The sequence below is a fragment of the Actinopolymorpha alba DSM 45243 genome, assembly GCF_000373925.1.
Taxonomy (GTDB): Bacteria; Actinomycetota; Actinomycetes; order Propionibacteriales; family Actinopolymorphaceae; genus Actinopolymorpha; species Actinopolymorpha alba.
This window is the reverse complement of the sequence record NZ_KB892778.1, coordinates 1-16,810: the sequence shown is the minus strand read 5'-3', so window position 1 is coordinate 16,810 and position 16,810 is coordinate 1. Positions and strand designations below refer to the sequence as shown.

The following is a 16,810-nucleotide window of genomic DNA, read 5'->3' as shown; positions in this document are numbered from 1 at the left end:
TACCGACATCCCAAGGCGCGGTCGGAGGTACTGGCCGGTCGCGGCAGTCGAACCCCGACCCTCAGTGGAGCCAGCGGACCTTGTTGAGGTCGGTGGTGAGTTCGAGCGAGCTCCACTGGTCGAGACTGGCCGTTGGTGGGTACTCGGCCCATATCACCACGACGGTCGAGTCGACCACTCGTTCCAGGGAGCGCATTGATGGGTGCGGGTCACATGGCCGGTCGGGAGCCTCAACACCTTGCGTGCACAGCACGACCACTGCCGCATTCTTCGGTGCCCCCTCTCCGCTCGGGTGGAACCGTGTGCCCCGCCCGTAGGCGATGCCGTCCTCATTGACCGAGACCGAGTAGTCGTCGGGAGGCTCGTAGCCGGCGGGCAGCCGTACCGGGAGCGGCAGACGTATGCCCTCGTGCTGTGCGAGCTGCGCGGCCACATCCTTCCGGCTCGCGAGATCTGGATCGCCGCCCGCCAGAAACATCCACATCGCCGGACCGACAGCGGTCAAGACGATGAACATGGCCAAAAGCTGTCCGGGCACCCACGCCCTTCTCGAACTCACGGCAAGATCATGCCAGCTAGCGGAGGTGAGCGTGGGTACTCGTGATCTGTGGGCGGATTGGCTTTTGGCGCGGAGGTTCCCTGACGAGGATCGGCGTCCGGTACTGGCGTACCTCGGCAGGATCCGCGACAAGGTGCTCGACAACGCCGGCCTCCTTGGCGGGGAGACCTTGTTGGATGTTGGCTGCGGCGATGGCCTGATCGGTTTTGGCGCCATGGACCGCGGCGCTGGAAAGGTCGTGTTCTCTGACGTCTCCCAGGACCTGCTGGACACCTGCGAGTCCGCTGCGTCGGAGTTGGGTCTCGCTGACCGGTGCCGCTTCGCGCTCGCGTCGGCCGACGACCTGGCCGTGATCGAGAGCCGATCCGTCGACGTTGTGACGACACGGTCGGTCCTGATCTACGTGAAGGACAAGGAGCAGGCGTTCGCGGAGTTCTACCGCGTCCTGCGCCCCGGCGGGCGGGTTTCACTCTTCGAGCCGATCAACAGCTTCAGCAGGCCAGTCTCTCCTGGGTGGTTGTGGGCGTACGAACTCCCAGGCCTCGAGCCGCTCGTCGAGCGGGTCGGCTCGGTGTTCGAACGTAACCAGCCACCTGACAGCGACCCGATGCTCGACTTCGACGAGCGGGACCTCGTTCGGTTGGCAGAGCAGGCCGGGTTCGGCGAGATCCAGCTCCAGCTCACCATCGAGGTCAAATCTCCGGGCCCGCGCTCCTGGGAGTCTTTCCTACGCACGGTCCCGAACCCCAAAGTGCCAAGCCTCGGTGACGCGATTGAGGAGGCTCTGGAACCTCACGAACGCGAAGAGCTGATAGGCCGACTCCGTCCCCTGGTCGAGCAGGGACGAGGCCGCGTCCGATCAGCCGTTGCGTACCTGTCCGCGACAAGCGGCTAGACATATCTGCTGCCGACCGGCGCCACGGGATGAGCGCTAAACTCGCCGTCCGGCACTGGGCGGCGAGGATGGTCGGGGCGCGATGAGCGGCGATGAGCGGATCGAACGGGCCAGGACACTCTACGAACAAGCCGTGTTCGGCGGCGATGCCAGTGGGTTGACGCGCGCCGAACGGGACCTGGACGCGGTGGAGGCCGATACCGCACTCGCCCGTGGCCGGATCGTGCATGCGCGGTTCCTCAATGAGCGTGCCAGCGCCGGATCGTCGCCAGTCGAAGACCCCACCGAGCTGCCGCTGTTCCAGCGCGCGACCGAGCTGTATCGGGCGCTGGGCGATCTGCGCGGTGAGGCTGAGGCGCTGTTCTGGATCGGCTGCCTCTATCAGGTCATCCGGCGCGACAACGACACCGCCGTTCCGGTCTTGGAGCGGTCCTGCGAGCTGGCGGCGCAGGTCGGCGACAAGCAGACCCAGTCCGAGGCGCTGCGGCACCTCGGCATCGCAGCACAGATGGCCGGCCGACTGGACGAGGCACGTAAGCACTTGGAGGAGTCGACGCGCCTGCGCCAGGAGATCGGCGCCCTGCCGGGTGTCGCCGCCAACATGGTCGGGCTGGCCTACGTCGCCGCCGCCCAGGACCGCCGCGCGGACGCGCTCGCCACGCTCGACGAGGCGTACGCGATCGCCGAGGCGCAAGGCGCCCTGGCCATCGTCCGGCAGATTCAAGAGGCGCGGACAGAGATCTGACCGGGTCGCTGGGGCGTCGCCGAGGTCGATTCTCAACGATCAAATGGCCGGGGAATAGCTGCGGGCCCCAGCCTCGGTGTCACACGTGTGTCACAGCCTCGGAGCAGTTCACCCCTCAAGCGCCCGAAGCTGGTCAAGATACTCCCGCGCACCCAGTTCGTTGGGGTATCGCTGCTGGAGCGTCGAAGCCAACTCGGCGGAGCACATCAGGAGCGACGGCAGCGACCTCTTGGCGCCGTTGACTATTGCGAGACGGCCGTAGTCAACGGCCTGCTCCAACTCCCCGGCGCGGGCGGCGAGGCGTCCTTGTGATTACCTCCTGAGCCAACGTCGAGGCGGTCGAGTCCTCGCCCAGGATTCGGTAACAACCCATCGCCTTATAGTCGTATTTCGCCTGATCGACAACGAAGTGATGCGCGACATTCTCTGGGTGTGGCCGCGAATCAACCAGCTTTCGACCGCAGGCGAGAGCATCCTCGCATCGACGGCGATCACCGAGCATCGCCCAGGCTTTTGCTTTATGGGTCGCGAGCTGGACAGCGACGCAATGCTGGGACGCTACTTCGCCGCCAGCCGCCGCGGCGCTAATCACGCCGCGATAATCGCCAGTTGTCAGGGAAAAGTACGCGCGCATCTCGTGCGCCCAGCCTTGGATCTCGCCGTTTTCGGCTTCTCGACCGAGGCTGAGAGCAGCCCGGCGGGTGGCTTCGGCGCCGAGCTGGTCGCCACTGTCGTACTCCACGCATCCGACGAGCAGGGCGAGCCAACCGGCGAGGGTGAGTATCTCGCGGTGCTGGGTGAGGGTTAGCCGCCGGTGACGAAGGTCCGCGACACGGCCGAGCCACTCCCGACCATCGATGACAAGCTGCTCCGATGGGACATAGGCGTATTCCGAGCAAAGGCGGTCGACGGTGATCCGGAGCGCGTCGAGGGTCGCCTCGTCCACGTCAGAGGCCTGCACTCTGGCGAGGACTTCGAGCGTGTCCATGCCGGTGGCGGCCAGTAGTTCGGCGTTGCCGTCCCGATTCCCTTCAGCAGGGAACATGGCGGCGACCACGTCTGTCACGCGTTGTCGCTCAGGCGGATGGTCACAGTCGCGGCGTGCGCCGGAAAGCCTTCGTGGCCGGCCAGCTCCGTCACCACCGGGGCCAGCCGTCGAAACTCGCTCTCGTCAGTTGTGCGACCGCGGCCAGCACCTTCCAGCTATCAAAGCGTTCGTACCGACGACGATAGGTATGGAGTCGATTGGAGTGCGTGGCGCGGGTCCGGGCTCCGCCGTATCGAACAGGCGGATCACCCTCCGGTGGGACGCGGGGCGCGCAGGTGGGCCCGCTGTGCCAGTTCCTCCTCGTCGACGTACGTGAGCATCGGCTGACCCGACTCACACAGCATGAACACGACGAACTTGGTCGCCGCGTCCGACAAGGCGTTGCCGTCCTGGTAGTGGATCACGTCGCCGCCCGGCTCCCAGAATGTCTCACCGGCCTTGACCACGCGCTCCGGCTCACCCTCGAGTTCGAACCGGACCGCGCCCTCGATCACGTAGCCGAAAGCCGGCCCCGAGTGGCGGTGCGGAGCAGCGCCGGGGTGGCCGGGAGGCCACTCGACGAGGACGGTCATCCCCGAAGCACCCTCGGGAATGAAGGGCGGCTTGATGTCCGCCAGCATCTTGGGTCCGAACGCCGCCTGGCTCTCCTGCTCGGCGGTCCCGCCCATTGGGTCCTTCTTCGACACGGTACTAACCTCCGTAGGCCTACGCGAAACGGACGATCTGGCGTCGGCCACCCCTTTCTGGGCCGGTGTACCGACCTCTCGGTCGGCGGCGACCGTGTTCGTTAATTCCGAGCTCAGACAACTGGATTCGCAGGAGAGACAAAGTGCGGCTCGCATCTGTGACAGGCCGTGCCTTGTGCCTCGCGACGTCGCGCCTCTGGCGCATCAGCTGCAGAGCATGGCCTCCCGGCCTTAACCTGCCCGATCAAGCCGCATACGCGGCAGAACGACATGACTGCCCGAAGTGGGATGTGCGTACGGCGCCGCCGTTGGAGTAGCTGGTCACCTCCGCGGCGAAGAGCTCCTCCAGCACGGTCATGTCGCCGGAGCGGGCAGCGACGACGAAAGCCGTCAGTAGTCTGCGTTGTTCGACCCTGGTCACGGGCGTACGCCGCCCGCCGAGCACGTGTTTGCGGGCCCTGCTGACCAGCTGGCGTACGGCCGCCTCGTTGAGCCGGACGATGTCGGCGATCCGCCGGTAGGGGTAGTCGAACGCCTCCCGCAGCACGTACGCCGCGCGTTCGGTGGGTGAGAGGCGCTCCAGGAGCAGCAGAACGGCGAACTCCAGGGCCTCGCCGCGCTCGGCGCCGAGGTAGGGGTCCGCGCCGGGGTCGACGGGTTCGGGCAGCCATGGGCTGTAGGTCTCGCGGCGTACGCGTGCGGACTGGGCGGCGTTGATCGCCAGCCGCGTGGTCACCGTCGCCAGAAATCCGGGCGGGCTGTCCACCGTGGCGCGATCATAGGCCTGCCAACGCAGCCAGACGTCCTGCACCAGGTCCTCGGCTTCGGCTGCGCTGCCCAGCATCCGATAGGCGATACCGACCAGGCGTGGCCGCACACCGACGAACACCACCGCCGCCTGTTCGAGATCTTCCGGTCCACGGGATTCGCTCGCCGGCACGGTTTCCGTCACTGTCACCCCCTGCTCCAGCGTCCTCCTTCGTCGGTAATGCGAGCTTTGGAATCTTCCTGGACTGCTTACCTGCCGCCTACCCCTTGAGCAGCGGGGACATACCAGTGGCGAGCTGTGCGTACGTTCAGAGCGCAGATCTTGATCGCTGTCGACGGGCTTCACCACAGCCTGGAGGAAGAAACTTCGCGGCAGCTGTCACAAGCCCCGAGGCTGCCCTGTCTTAGCTGGCGACCGGTTGGCACATGGGGGTGCCTCGGTGGCCAGGAAAGGGGGGTTCGTCATGAAGGTCGTGGTGATCGGCGGGACTGGGCTGATCGGGTCGAAGCTGGTGGCGAAGTTGGGTGAGCATGGTCACGAGGCGGTGGCGGCGGCGCCGAGCACCGGCGTCAACACCCTCACCGGGGAAGGGCTGGCGGAGGTGCTGGCGGGTGCGCAGGTGGTGATCGACGTGTCGAACTCGCCGTCGTTCGAGCCCGCCGCAGTACTGAAGTTCTTCGAGACCTCCACGCGCAATCTGCTGGCCGCGGAGGCGCCGGCCGGGGTCGGTCACCATGTCGCGCTGTCGGTAGTGGGAACGGAGCGGATGCCAGAGAACGGCTACTTCCGGGCGAAAATCGCTCAGGAGCAGCTGATCGAGTCGTCGGGGATCCCGTTCTCGCTCGTGCACGCGACCCAGTTCTTCGAGTTCGTGCGCGGCATCGCGGACGAGTCCACGGACGGCAACACGGTGCGGATCGCGCCCGTGCTTTTCCAGCCCATCGCGGGCGAGGAGGTCGCCCAGGCGGTCGGCCGGGTTGCGGTTGGGCAGCCGCTGAACGGCCGGGTCGAGGTGGCTGGGCCCGAGCAGTCCCGGATGGATGAGTTCTTCCGCGACGCCCTGGCCGCCTGGGGCGACCCGCGCACGGTGGTCACCGACCCGCAGGCGCGCTACTACGGCAGCGTGCCGGGCGAGCGGACGCTGGTGCCGAGTGAGGGCGCCACCCTCGGCAAGATCCGCTACCGCGACTGGCTCGGCCAGACCGCCGCCAAGTAGCCGCGCATCGCCACTTCAGATAACGAAAAGTGGTTGTACGCCCGGGAACGTTCCAGCCACCTGAGATAGGTTTACTTGCGCCCTTCAGGGACATGAGGCACACGTCCGTGGCTTAACCTTCGCTTCGTGACCACGATCGAGCAGCTTGAACGGGACGTCTGGCCGGACCCAGGACCGGACTCGACTTTCCTGGTGCTCCGGTGTACAGAACTTCGACGCAAGCCTCTGTCCGAGTTCACGGTGGAGGACTTACGCATAATGCTCGGCCAGGAGATCGGCGTGCCCATCCTGTTACCTCGTGCCGTTAAAGTTCTTCTTCGCGAACCACTCGCCCAGGGCGACTTCTATCCGGGCGATCTCCTGGCGAGTGTCGTGAGGCTGCCGGAGTCGGCGTGGTCGAACCTACACGTCGAACGACAACGCCTCGCAGGCGTCCTAACGGATCTCGTAACGGAGTCTGAACTCGATGACCCCGCACTACTACGGGATCGGGTGCTCCAGTTCATTGGTGGCGCCCCCGGGTGACCCCTTGGGCCCTTCGGCGAATAGCACGCAGATAGCGCGGGCCCAAACAGGTACTCAGGCCGACTCCCCCCACCACGGTTCGCTGACCACTATGCAGATGCCGGACATCGAGTTTCGGATGCTCTCCAGTACTTCGCGACCCTCCTGCAGCCAGGAGGGATCACCAGGCCCATCATCGGGAGCCGCGCTTCCTCGTACCTGTTGTGCCAGTTGGGGATGCGCTCGATCAGTGCTCCCGGTAGGTCTAGCTCGTCGAGGTCGACCGGCCGACCTTCGTTATCCCAGAGTGGTCCCGATCCATAGTCCGGCCAGAACTCAAGTGTTCGCGCCACGACGCGCGAAGCCAGGCCGCGCCAGAGGATCTCCCCGGCATAGGTCATGCCGATTCGTTTCATGACCCGCCGTGAAGGGACGTTATGCCGCTCGGTAAAGGAGATGACTGCGGTGCCCCCAAGAACCTGCTCGGCGCACGTCAGGCCCTCCCGACCGATCTCGGCGGCATAACCCTGGCCGTGGAACTCGCTGAGGAGGGCCCAGCCGATCTCGAAACGATCGATCGACCAGGATCGCTTCACGAGGCGCTGAATCTGAGTTGTGGTTGAGGCACCTTCCGGAGTACGGGACAGGCCGCCCCGGCCCACCAGGGTGCCGTCGTGTAGATAAGCCATCCATTTGCCAACGCCGTCGTCATTCCAGAGTCGACGCGACTCGACGCCGAAAGCCTCGGCCTCTTCAAATGACCAAGCGCCTGCATACCAAGCTACGACCACTGGGTCCTGATGGAGGCGCCAAAGGTCATGAGCGTGCTCGGGGCCGATCGGCTCCAGGCGCAGCCGCCTTGTGGCTCGGACACCAAAGTTGAGGCTTCCTGTCGCCATGCACATCAGGGTCGCAGATACGGCTTTGCAGGCGTTGCCGGAGCATCGCCATTGCCAGGATCTGGTACGGACCGAGGCAAGGCCCTGGTCGGATCCGAACCTGGTGTTGACGACAAGGCTCGGAACGCCGATCTACCCGCGCAACGACTATCGGACGTTGCAGGCTCGTGAAGCATCTGGTCCGTAAGATCCGACTCAGACCACAACTGAGACCACAGCGGGTCGGGTCCGAATTGCATCTGACCGTCGACGTTCATGGCTCACTGGCCGACGCCTTGGCATGTCGACGCCGCGTCTCAGGCCGCTTGTATCAGCCCTGCGGGGTGCGTTCGATCGTGTCTGCGGTGAACGGTACCGGAACTCCACGGCTTCACGAGCGCCTTCCCAGCTCATGGCGACGTCTCGCTCAAGAAGCTGGCCGAGTTCGCGCATGAAGCCGTGGAGCGCTAGGACATGCTCATCCTCGGTCACCAGCCGCGGATCGAGGTCTACCTCCAGCTCGTCGTTCCAGAACCGGGCGTTCAGCTGGCCCGGAAGGTCACCACGGGCCAGGATCTGGTCGCCCCAGTCGACGATTGCGGGGTCAAAGTGCTCCGCCGTCTCGAGATCTATGCAGGGTGTCCACATGTCGGGGCGGTCTCTGAAGTACCTCAGCACGGTGCGCCAGTCCGCCGCGGTCATGCTCGCCACCCAAGACCATCCACAGGTTCCGAGCATTGCTCCCAGAAAGTCCTCGATAGAAATCCGGGAGACGGTGTCGGATCGGGGCCGATGTGTTCGTAGCAGGAGTGAGCGGCCGCCCACGAGGGGCACCCCACCGTAGAGGAGAGCATCGTGACCGCTACCTACACTTTCGACGTCTTTTCCAGCCTCGATGGCTTTGGCGCTCACAGCGGCAACTGGGGCGGTTACTGGGGCAAGCAAGGCCCCGAGCTGCTCGACCACCGCCTCGCCTTGTACGACCAGGAGCAGCGGATGGTCTTCGGGGCCAACACCTATCGTGCGCACGCGGCGATGTTGGCCTCGGGCACCGAGCCCGAATCGCTTGATCCGTGGGTCACGCGGATGAGGAACCTGCCGGCAATCGTGGTGTCGAGCACGCTGGAAGGACCCCTTGACTGGCCGGACGCGACCGTCGTAAGCGGTGACATCGTCGAGGTCGTCGCCCGGCTCAAGGAGGAGTCCGGGGTTCCGTTGCGCTCGCACGGCAGCCTGTCGTTGAACCGGGCGCTGATGGCCGCCGGCCTAGTCGACCGCGTGCAGGTGACGCTCTTCCCTGTCATCTGTGGACAGACCGGGGAAGACCCGATCTTCAAGGGTGCGGCCGACTTCGACCTGGAGCTGATCGAGAACCGGACGCTCGACGGCAACACCCAAGAGCTCATCTACCGACCCACGCGCCATTGACCAATTACGGATTCGGAGACGATCCGGTCAACACCAAGATCCGCGCCTTCATCAACGGTCGGAACGAGCGCGCCCACCCCTTCACCTGGACCAAGACCGCACACCAGATCCTGACCAAGTCAAACCGTAAGAAGATCTCAAACGCGGAGCACTAGACTCCCGAAACCGACTGACAGAAAGACATGGCGCCATGCGGAAACTGATCTACGGCATGAACCTGACCCTGGACGGCTACGTCGCCGCGCCCGGCGACGACATCGGCTGGGGCGGGCCGAGCGACGAGCTGTTTCAGTGGTGGCTCGACCAGGAGCTGGCGATCGGCCTGTTGATGTACGGGCGCAAGCTGTGGGAAACCATGAGTTCCTACTGGCCGACCGGCGACCAGCAGCCGGGCGCCACCCCGGCGCAGATCGAGTTTGCGCGGAACTGGCGGGATACGCCGAAGGTGGTGTTCTCCTCGACGGTCGACAGGGTCGACTGGAACACTCGCCTGGTCACCGGCGACGCGGTCGCGGAGATCACCCGGCTCAAGGCCGAGGACGGCGAGCCGATGAGGGTTGGTGGCGCAGCGCTCGCTGGGGCGGCCATGCGGGCCGGGCTGATCGACGAGTACGAGATCGTGACCCATCCGGTGCTGGTGGGCGGCGGCACACCGTTCTTCACCGCGCTGGACAGCTGGGTGAACCTGAACCTGGTGGAGACGCGGACGTTTCCCGGCGGCGTGGTCCTGACCAGGTACGAGACGAGGCGTTGAGCGTGATTCCTTTGCTGCTTGCCTGAGGGAGTGGCAGCATGCCCCGGAGCAAGGTCGAGCTGTTCGCTGCGACAAGGCAGGGCTCGCCATTCCTCCCCCTCACCCGATAGATGCCGAACGTAGCCGAGACGGCGGCGGGGTCCAGGGATCAGCGGCAAGATGTTTTCGGCTCCGGGAGTCCTCGCGCGAGTGGAACGGTCCGCCGGACAAGCGAGGTGGCGGCCGAAAAGATCTTGCTGCCCCTGGACGCCGACGGTGGCTCGGCGCACACTCCCTGGCATCGGGTGAGGGGTTCCACCGGTACATGCCGTGGTGCCGTGTCGTGTGGCCTGTGACTGGCGCTCGTGGCCGGCTGGGGAGCGTGGTTGCCGTGGCTCTCAGGATCGGGTAGCTAGCGAGTGCCCGCGCCGTCCGAGGACGGCGCCCCGCGCCGCCCGCAAGGACGTGCGCGGCGCGCGGCGCTCGCGCCGCGCCTTGATCTAAGAGAGGTCAACTCAGCAACGCAGGGCCATGCCGGGTGTGCTGTGCCACCTGATGCTTTGACAGTCGCGTGCCACCAGACGGTTGACAGTGGTTCGAGTCCTGTCGGTGCTACGTCACCGGTAGCGGCGGGTCCCCGCCCACGCCGAAACTCGCGGGCCAAAGGACGAGGATGCTGGTATGTGTTGAGCACTAGCTGACTGATGTCTGGGCGAGTCGGCTGGAGCTGTCCGGCTCCGGTCAGAACGGAGCGACGCGTATGGTGACGGCCGCGACCGAACACAAGCGTAAGCAGCTGCTGGACTTCATCGATCGAAAGCTGGCGCCACACTCCGCGATCCAGGCGGTGATCGGCGTTGGCAGCATTGCAACGGGGCAGGCCCGCCCCGGCTCCGACATCGATGCCTTCGTCTTCATGGATCCGCTCGACCTCTACCTGGTCCCCGCCGAATCAATCTGGCGGCCGAGAGACGACACCTTTCACAGCATCATGGGGGGCGAGGACGGACTGGACCGTGAGGGCATACAGCTCGACCTTCATCGCATCGACCTCCGCGTGTGGTGCGATGCCGCATACAGCTGGCCCGAACCCTCTCGCTACGAACTAGCCAACGGATGGATCGCGTTCGACCGAGACGGAGAAGTACGCCGCCTGATCGATGAACGAACGACCTACCCTGACGACGAACGCCAACGGATCCTCGACAACGCCATGCCGTTGATCTCGGACCACCTCGCCGAAGACGTCGTGTCCCGCTGCTGGGACACGTTGGGCCCCCTGGTGGCCGGTGACCGACTGCAGAGCGTGTACGAGTACCTGGTCCAAGCGCTCTTCGCGTACAACCGACAGTGGCGAGGCTGGCGCAACCGTGAGATGACGCCGCTGATGCGATTGCCGTGGCTACCTTCAGACTTCGACGACCACATCATGGTGGCAGCCCTGGGCGGAGCCGGCGACGACCGTAGCGCATACATCGGTCGGGCCAAGGCTCTTAAGCAGCTGTCGAACCAGCTCCTGGAACGCCTCGTAGCGGACGGCATCTACGGCGACTTCGAGCCCATTGACGAAGCCTTCATCCGTGCACATGACGAGCCAGGCCGCGCCTGGAATATGGATGATTGGAACGCTCGACACGCGACGCGGCACGTCTCATAGCGCCCAGCGATCTAGGTGTGTCAACGATGTCGTGGCACAGATCTGTCAAGCATCACTTGGCACACGACAAGAGCGGCAGGCGACGTAGAGTGCCGCCCCTCCCGCGGCTGCTTCATTCTTCGATGTCGGCGAAGTGGCGAGCGACGTCGTAGTTGGCAATTGAGCGCGCCAAGCTGAGCGGCGTCTGCCCAGAGTAGTTCCGTGCCAGAGGGCCGGCCCCGTACGCCCGCAGCAATTCGATGACGTCGCCGCGTCCTCGGGAGTTGAAGACCGCCGTGAACAGCGAGGTGTTCCCGAAACCGTTCCGGGCGTCAACGGATGCGCCGTTCACTAGCAGCTCCCGCAGAGCGTCCACGGCGTGTTCCTGCGCAGCGAAATGCAAAGGGGTGAACCCGTGAGCGCCGGCCGCGTTCGGGTCGAGGCCATCGTGAAGCTGGCGGCGTACTTCTTCGACATGGTTGTTCATGGCGCTGTAGTGCATCGATGTCCGCCCGGCCGAATCCATACGCGCCTCCCGCACTTTGCCACAATCGTCCAGGTGAGCCCAGCCTCAGGGTCAGTAAGGTCGCCATGTCAGGGGCTGACGTGTTCGCCGTCGTGGGTTCGGATGGCTGGGCGGCTTGACCGGCCCCGCTCCTTAAGGAATGACCTGGACTGATGGGTGGAGCCGCCTGTGGCAATCGAACCCACGACCTACGCATTACGAGTGGTTCTCGTGCGCAGGTCACCGCCTCGTCCCGCTGCCGCTGAGCGTGGATCGACGCTGGCGAGTGTTGATCGTTGACGGCTGGTGGGGGCCGTTCGGGGGCACGTCAGGGGCACGGTCCCCTAGACGACTTCAGCTTGGGAAACGTACGTCTACGGCGCTCAGAGCCCGATCTCCGGTGTGACCGACGGGCTGGAGCGGCCTGGAGTACCCCTCGTTGTCCTCGGCTAATGGCCCGTTAATGGCCCGGCTGCCCCTCTCGATGCGAACGATCGGCGCCGTGGTCGGTAGTGGTCGTTCAGGCGTACGTAAAGCCATCTCGGATCAACGCAGGCCGACCGTGGTGTCTGCGCATAATGACTCGATGATGCGAAGAGCAGGACCAAGCCTGTCGGAGCGTACGCTGAGCTACGAGCCTGTCGGCATGACGTTGGCGACTGGCAGGCGGCTCTGCCCGATGGCTTTCGCGGATTCGAGGATAGAGCGTGCCTGGGAACTCGTCGATCTGGACGTTCGCCTCGACGGAGCTCCTGCGATGGCGCGGCAAGCTCAACGGCTGCCAGACCAAACTCACCGCCCGCCAGCGGGCCGAGCTGGCGTGGCCCCACGCCAACGGCGAGTACACCGTCGCCGAGCTAATGGAGGTGTTCTCAATCGGACGTGCCCCTGTCTACCGCGTCCTCGATCGCGCTGCAGCCTCGACCCGTGAGAGTCCATGAGACGTCACCACGTTCAGCGCGCTGCAACCGAGATCGCCGACCGCAGGGCGGCCGCGATCCTTGCGGCCAGGGCGCTGGTGGAGATCCGCTATCTCGCCGGACCCGTCCGGCGCGTGGAGCGAGATGCCTCACCGGGCGATGATCTGGACCGTATCTGGTTCCTGGCCGATCTCTGCCACAACCTGCCCGAAGTCGCCCAGTCGCCCGCCTGGCAGCCGTCCCGCAAGAACGCGCCCATGAACAGCCGGGATCGGGCCATGGCGGAACGGCCGATGAGCTGGGTCTGGAACACCGCCGGCCCGCAAGGGCGCGCCTGGATTCTGGATCAGCTCTGCCAGGCCGGGCACGACTGGACGCCCCCGCCGCCGCTGCCGACCGCACAGGCGAGACCGCCATACTTGACGATGCGGCAACGGGCTGGCCTGCCTGGACGCTGGCCGGTACAAACGCCGGACGGGCGCATCCCTCTGCCTCGGCAAGCGCGCGTACTCAAGGGGCTGGACACTAATGGCATTTGCGCGCTCTACGAGGAAGCCGGTCGGCTTCGGCTCGGCCTCGGCAAGGGCGGGCCATGGCTCCGCGCGCATCTGGCTCCGGACGGCACGCATTTCGTGGTGCCCGACCCGGCCGACTACTACTGGCCCGACCCGAACGGGAAGATCCGCTGGTGGCAGTGCACGGCTCTGCTGCGGATGTCCGACGGTGAACAGGTCACCGGCATGGTCGCCGTACTCCCCGAGACCTTCACCGCCCTGCCGTCCGCCCTGGCCAGGAGGCGCCAACACCGGCTGGTCCACCTCGCCCGAGCCACCGAACGCGACACCTACCTGTGGGGCCGCGACCACAAGGCCGACTGCAGCCCACAACGCTGCGGCTACATCCCGGAGCCCAACGGCCCGGAGGCGGTCACTAGGTAGGAGACGGCACGTGGCCAGAGGAGTGCAGGGCGGCTACCGGGTCTGGGTCACCAAGGCACGCCGCTGGTGGGGAGATCTCTACGAACTATGCCCCGACGAGCTGCTGACCGAACTGAACGGCGACGCGGACTACGAGAAGATCACCGCTCTGCTCAAGAAGTATCGGGCTCTCAAGCGCTGACCTGACACCATGGCACACGATTTACCCCCCTTAGCGCACAGGGAGTGCACGCGTTGGCGTACGGGACACACGGTTTAGGAATGGGCTGGCGCTCCTGACCGTTTCTCGGCGCTGACCTGCATGTATGCGGGCTTCCTGTCCTCCACGTCCCGCGCCCATCCCACGCATTTCCCACGACTAATCGAGGGGCGATCGGTACAGCACCTCGACGAACACGATCTGTCCGTCAACCACATCGAGAATCAGGTAGCCGCCCCAATCCGGCCTAAGCACGACGTTCCGGTGGCCAGCACCGTATGCCCCTTTGGGCGGCGGGTCGGTGTAGAAGCTCTGGCAGAAGCGGTCGTGACACTGGCACATCTCATAGACCTGCAAAGCATCGACCTGTACCGCGAGCTCGTGCTCACCCTCACCGACTAATGCCTCTCGGAGTTGGCGTCCCAGCATCGGCCAGCGCTCGACGACACTCACCTTTCCCGACCCCACGACCCGCAGGCTAATGCACCATTGGTGAGGGCTTCTCTCCCGTCGGTCGGTCAGCTTGTCCGTACCCAGGTTCCGGGTAGCCGCTTGCGGTGGCCGTCCGATGGGAGAGGAGCCCGGCGCTTCCCTCCCGGAGAGAGGTCTGGGGGTTCGGGGGCGAAGCCACCGAGGTTTTCGATGAGTGCAGGTCCCCCTTCCGGGCGCCGGCCGTCCGAGGACGGCCCCCCAGGGCCGCCCGCAAGGGCGGACCGGCGCAGCGCCGCGCCAGCGGCGCCTTGATCCTATAGAGCCGAAATCAGCAACGCAGAGTCGCGCATCAGTGTCTTGTGCCAGGTGATCCGCGACACTCTCGCGCCAGGTGATGTGCGACAGTGGTCCGGCTCGCCCACTCTGTGGTCGACGTCTCCGCGGAGCTAGCCTCTTGCAGGCAGCTTCCCTTGCCCTCCGGGGGTTGTACCGTGCCACCTGACCCGTCACGCGAGGTTCAGCACCTGGAACCGGTGTGGAGGGACCGCAGTAACTTCATCATCGGTGCTGACATCTCCTCCCAGGTGACGACCGCGAGCCGGGAGCAGCTGTGGGCGCGCCAGGTCGACGAGAACCGTTTCGAGTTGTGCTGCATACCCTTCTTTCTCTACGACGTAGCGCTCGGCGATGTCGTAGAGACGGCGCCATCCGGCGGGCGCCGTTACATGCTGAGCCGGCTGGTCGTACCCTCCGGTCGGTATGTCTTCCGTGTGTGGTTCGGCGAGTCGTACCACCCGCGGGGTGAGATTGCGGAGGCCCTAGCCGGGATGGGTGCCCTGCTTGAGTGGTCGTCGGTGAACTTACTGGCCGTTGACGCCCGAGATCATGAGCATGCCAAGCAGATCGCCGACTTCCTTCAAGATCGCGAAAACTGCGGCGAGCTGATGTACGAAACCGGTAAATCGGCCTGAGGCTCTTCGACACTCGACATTCCTGGGTGATCAGACACGCCCGACTCACGTCAGCGGTTCTGAAGCCAGCCACAGGACTACGATCAAGAGCTCAAGGGACTGCTTGGGCGATGGTCGTTTCAACGGCTAGTTCTGGCAGCATCATCCGAGTGGACACTGCGTACTACGAGGACGTCGCCGGAAAGCTGCGTGGCCTCCTCATCCGTCTGAGCGACCGCCTCCAGAGGACGGATCAGATCCTGATTGCGGAGTTCATCGACGTCAACGAGCTGGGGCTCGCCCTCGAGCAGATGGCGGACGTGCTCTCGGAGGACGAGCAGCCTCTATCGGCCGAGGAGCGCTCCGACATGCTCGCTGTCGCGGAGCAAATGGACGTCGGGGACCGCGTTTCCCGCGCGCTCGCCTCCTGCCCGAACTAGGCACAGTCCTCGCTCGTCGGTAGACCTCGACGCGGATCCAGCTCCTCAGTGTCCTAGGCGCTCATGTCGACCGAGAGGCGGTGGTGCGGCGGCTAGGTTCGTGTCTGCGGCGTGAGGAGGTGGATGCCGTCGTGTGCGCGGATGCTCGGGTGGCTCGCCGCGACCGTGCGACCACCGCGCGGCCGTGCTCGCCGAGAGGGTCAGGCGCTGTCGCTGGCACAGGTTCGGGCGCTGGCTTCGGCATGCCGAGGCAGGTACGGCGATGTCGTCCTGGTCCTCGCGCTCGCCGGGCTCCGGTGGGGAGAACTGGCGGGGTTGCAGGTGCGCGACCTCGTATCCGTGCCGGGCCGAGGCCTTCGGGTTCAGCGGGCTGTGCTGGCCAGTCACGGCGGCGGCCGGCTGTATGTGGACACCCTGAAGAGTGGACGGGCCAGGACCGTCGCCCTGGTAGCCGAGCTGGTGCCAGTCGTCGACGAGTGGGTGGCGAGCAAGTCGCCGGACGCGTGGATCTTCGCCGCCCCCGAGGGTGGCCCACTGCGGGAGTCGAACTGGAAGCGCTCGGTTGGTTGGACCCGGGCAACCACCGAGGTCGGCGTCCGGACCACGACCTACGCCACACCGCCGCATCCATCTGGCTCGCCCAGGGCGCGGACCCGAAGGTGGTTCAGCGGGTGCTCCGCCATGCCACCGCATCCATGACGATGGACCTCTACGGGCACCTCCTGGACGCCAACCTGTGGGAGGCCGCCAAAAGGATCGGGGGCACCGCAGGGGCATTTCCCGCCCAGCTCACCGAAGATGACAAGGCCCCAGGTCAGTGATCATGGCCCTGGCCTGGGGCTTCGAGGAGAGCCGCCGGTGGGAATCGAACCCACGACCTACGCATTACGAGGCAGCGCGGAAGAGGTTTGGGTCTGGTCGGGTCGGCTCGTACAAGCGTTGATGGTGGTCTTCGGAGGGCTTCTGAACGGCCTGGTACGAGTGGGAATTGAGACCACAACTGAGACCACGGCCGGCGCATGGCAGCTGCGCCGGAGTCTCGCCCCGCATACGCTCTGCTCGTGGCGACTGATGAAGTGGAGGCACGGGCGTCGAGGCTGGCGAACCTCCTTGACGAAGCGGTTGGGCTCCTGGAAAAACATGGCGAGAGCCACTGGGCATCCTGGCTCGCGACGTCCAGGAGAAGAATCGCTGCAGGTGACACATACGGCCTCGACCACCTACTTAGCGCGTTCGGTGGCATGGGCAGCCTCAACGACCTGTTGGTGCTTCGCGTCAACGGCCACGAGATCAATGAGGCACAAGAAGGTGCCGTTAACACGCGCCTCG

23 protein-coding genes and 1 pseudogene are annotated in these 16,810 nt (G+C 65.4%); 16 read left to right on the top strand and 8 right to left on the bottom strand.

All coding sequences use genetic code 11. The features are described 5' to 3' along the window. Positions 1 to 61: 61 nt before the first annotated feature. On the bottom strand, positions 62 to 559 hold the full coding sequence (locus tag B141_RS0126495) for a hypothetical protein (protein WP_237742813.1): 498 nt from the start codon (positions 557 to 559) through the stop codon (positions 62 to 64). A 31-nt stretch (positions 560 to 590) separates the two neighbouring features. Between B141_RS0126495 and B141_RS0126490 the strand changes: the two genes are divergently transcribed. Further along, entirely contained in the window at positions 591 to 1,454 is an 864-nt protein-coding gene (locus tag B141_RS0126490) for a class I SAM-dependent methyltransferase (RefSeq protein WP_157181299.1), read from the top strand. Between the two features lie 82 nt (positions 1,455 to 1,536). Then, complete coding sequence (locus tag B141_RS0126485; protein WP_020578212.1) at positions 1,537 to 2,199, top strand: tetratricopeptide repeat protein; 663 nt, start codon at positions 1,537 to 1,539, stop codon at positions 2,197 to 2,199. A gap of 262 nt (positions 2,200 to 2,461) precedes the next feature. Here the strand turns inward: B141_RS0126485 and B141_RS50860 are convergent, their stop codons facing one another. The 3 genes from B141_RS50860 to B141_RS42875 all read right to left on the bottom strand — a co-directional run bounded on the left by B141_RS50860 (position 2,462) and on the right by B141_RS42875 (position 4,891). After that, positions 2,462 to 3,265: an NsdA family TPR-like regulatory protein gene (locus tag B141_RS50860; protein ID WP_202805928.1), complete on the bottom strand. Its 804-nt coding sequence runs from the start codon at positions 3,263 to 3,265 to the stop codon at positions 2,462 to 2,464. A 227-nt stretch (positions 3,266 to 3,492) separates the two neighbouring features. Beyond that, on the bottom strand, positions 3,493 to 3,933 hold the full coding sequence (locus B141_RS0126470; RefSeq protein WP_237742812.1) for a cupin domain-containing protein: 441 nt from the start codon (positions 3,931 to 3,933) through the stop codon (positions 3,493 to 3,495). Between the two features lie 244 nt (positions 3,934 to 4,177). Beyond that, positions 4,178 to 4,891: a sigma-70 family RNA polymerase sigma factor gene (locus B141_RS42875; protein WP_237742811.1), complete on the bottom strand. Its 714-nt coding sequence runs from the start codon at positions 4,889 to 4,891 to the stop codon at positions 4,178 to 4,180. A gap of 250 nt (positions 4,892 to 5,141) precedes the next feature. Here B141_RS42875 and B141_RS0126460 point away from each other — a divergent pair, with 250 nt between their 5' ends. Both B141_RS0126460 and B141_RS0126455 read left to right on the top strand, forming a co-directional pair. Beyond that, on the top strand, positions 5,142 to 5,918 hold the full coding sequence (locus B141_RS0126460; protein WP_237742810.1) for an SDR family oxidoreductase: 777 nt from the start codon (positions 5,142 to 5,144) through the stop codon (positions 5,916 to 5,918). 126 nt (positions 5,919 to 6,044) lie between these two features. Continuing rightward, entirely contained in the window at positions 6,045 to 6,443 is a 399-nt protein-coding gene (locus B141_RS0126455) for a contact-dependent growth inhibition system immunity protein (RefSeq protein ID WP_020578205.1), read from the top strand. Positions 6,444 to 6,532: 89 nt separating this feature from the next. Here B141_RS0126455 and B141_RS47805 read toward each other — a convergent pair whose 3' ends face one another. Together B141_RS47805 and B141_RS0126445 are read right to left on the bottom strand one after the other, a co-directional pair. Continuing rightward, on the bottom strand, positions 6,533 to 7,321 hold the full coding sequence (locus B141_RS47805) for a GNAT family N-acetyltransferase (RefSeq protein WP_157181298.1): 789 nt from the start codon (positions 7,319 to 7,321) through the stop codon (positions 6,533 to 6,535). Positions 7,322 to 7,516: 195 nt separating this feature from the next. Beyond that, positions 7,517 to 8,002: a hypothetical protein gene (locus B141_RS0126445; RefSeq protein WP_157181297.1), complete on the bottom strand. Its 486-nt coding sequence runs from the start codon at positions 8,000 to 8,002 to the stop codon at positions 7,517 to 7,519. Positions 8,003 to 8,155: 153 nt separating this feature from the next. Here B141_RS0126445 and B141_RS0126440 point away from each other — a divergent pair, with 153 nt between their 5' ends. From B141_RS0126440 to B141_RS0126425, 4 genes and pseudogenes are all read left to right on the top strand, one after another. After that, positions 8,156 to 8,728: a dihydrofolate reductase family protein gene (locus B141_RS0126440; protein WP_020578202.1), complete on the top strand. Its 573-nt coding sequence runs from the start codon at positions 8,156 to 8,158 to the stop codon at positions 8,726 to 8,728. 38 nt (positions 8,729 to 8,766) lie between these two features. Beyond that, positions 8,767 to 8,883 (top strand): annotated as a pseudogene (locus tag B141_RS51705) (IS630 family transposase); the annotation flags it as partial. 35 nt (positions 8,884 to 8,918) lie between these two features. Continuing rightward, on the top strand, positions 8,919 to 9,482 hold the full coding sequence (locus B141_RS0126430; protein ID WP_020578200.1) for a dihydrofolate reductase family protein: 564 nt from the start codon (positions 8,919 to 8,921) through the stop codon (positions 9,480 to 9,482). 739 nt (positions 9,483 to 10,221) lie between these two features. Continuing rightward, the gene (locus B141_RS0126425; RefSeq protein WP_020578199.1) at positions 10,222 to 11,118 is read left to right on the top strand and encodes a nucleotidyltransferase domain-containing protein; all 897 of its coding nucleotides are present in this window, start codon (positions 10,222 to 10,224) and stop codon (positions 11,116 to 11,118) included. Between the two features lie 112 nt (positions 11,119 to 11,230). Here the strand turns inward: B141_RS0126425 and B141_RS0126420 are convergent, their stop codons facing one another. Next, positions 11,231 to 11,623, bottom strand: a complete 393-nt coding sequence (locus tag B141_RS0126420) for an ankyrin repeat domain-containing protein (protein WP_020578198.1) — start codon at positions 11,621 to 11,623, stop codon at positions 11,231 to 11,233. A gap of 686 nt (positions 11,624 to 12,309) precedes the next feature. On the opposite strand from B141_RS0126420, the gene B141_RS0126415 reads away from it, so the two are divergent. Genes B141_RS0126415 through B141_RS49675 form a run of 3 tightly spaced genes read left to right on the top strand, consistent with a single transcriptional unit; the run spans position 12,310 to position 13,641 of the window. After that, complete coding sequence (locus tag B141_RS0126415; RefSeq protein ID WP_020578197.1) at positions 12,310 to 12,543, top strand: helix-turn-helix domain-containing protein; 234 nt, start codon at positions 12,310 to 12,312, stop codon at positions 12,541 to 12,543. Continuing rightward, on the top strand, positions 12,540 to 13,460 hold the full coding sequence (locus B141_RS46125; RefSeq protein WP_020578196.1) for a hypothetical protein: 921 nt from the start codon (positions 12,540 to 12,542) through the stop codon (positions 13,458 to 13,460). The genes B141_RS0126415 and B141_RS46125 overlap by 4 nt, the downstream gene beginning before the upstream one ends. A gap of 10 nt (positions 13,461 to 13,470) precedes the next feature. Then, a complete protein-coding gene (locus B141_RS49675; RefSeq protein WP_157181296.1) occupies positions 13,471 to 13,641 on the top strand; it encodes a hypothetical protein in 171 nt (56 codons plus the stop codon). A gap of 177 nt (positions 13,642 to 13,818) precedes the next feature. Here the strand turns inward: B141_RS49675 and B141_RS0126400 are convergent, their stop codons facing one another. Further along, positions 13,819 to 14,112 carry a hypothetical protein gene (locus tag B141_RS0126400; protein ID WP_202805927.1) on the bottom strand — a complete coding sequence of 98 codons (294 nt, stop codon included), beginning with the start codon at positions 14,110 to 14,112 and terminating at the stop codon, positions 13,819 to 13,821. Between the two features lie 512 nt (positions 14,113 to 14,624). Here B141_RS0126400 and B141_RS0126395 point away from each other — a divergent pair. The 5 genes from B141_RS0126395 to B141_RS42855 all read left to right on the top strand — a co-directional run. Further along, positions 14,625 to 15,062 carry a DUF4265 domain-containing protein gene (locus tag B141_RS0126395; protein ID WP_020578193.1) on the top strand — a complete coding sequence of 146 codons (438 nt, stop codon included), beginning with the start codon at positions 14,625 to 14,627 and terminating at the stop codon, positions 15,060 to 15,062. A gap of 149 nt (positions 15,063 to 15,211) precedes the next feature. Next, entirely contained in the window at positions 15,212 to 15,481 is a 270-nt protein-coding gene (locus tag B141_RS0126390) for a MafI family immunity protein (protein ID WP_157181295.1), read from the top strand. Positions 15,482 to 15,604: 123 nt separating this feature from the next. Beyond that, on the top strand, positions 15,605 to 16,180 hold the full coding sequence (locus B141_RS50855) for a tyrosine-type recombinase/integrase (RefSeq protein WP_084678534.1): 576 nt from the start codon (positions 15,605 to 15,607) through the stop codon (positions 16,178 to 16,180). Next, a complete protein-coding gene (locus B141_RS52940; RefSeq protein WP_420313605.1) occupies positions 16,141 to 16,302 on the top strand; it encodes a hypothetical protein in 162 nt (53 codons plus the stop codon). The genes B141_RS50855 and B141_RS52940 overlap by 40 nt, the downstream gene beginning before the upstream one ends. 240 nt (positions 16,303 to 16,542) lie before the next feature. Next, a partial coding sequence (locus tag B141_RS42855; RefSeq protein WP_202805926.1) for a DUF6966 domain-containing protein occupies positions 16,543 to 16,810 on the top strand: 268 nt, incomplete at its 3' end.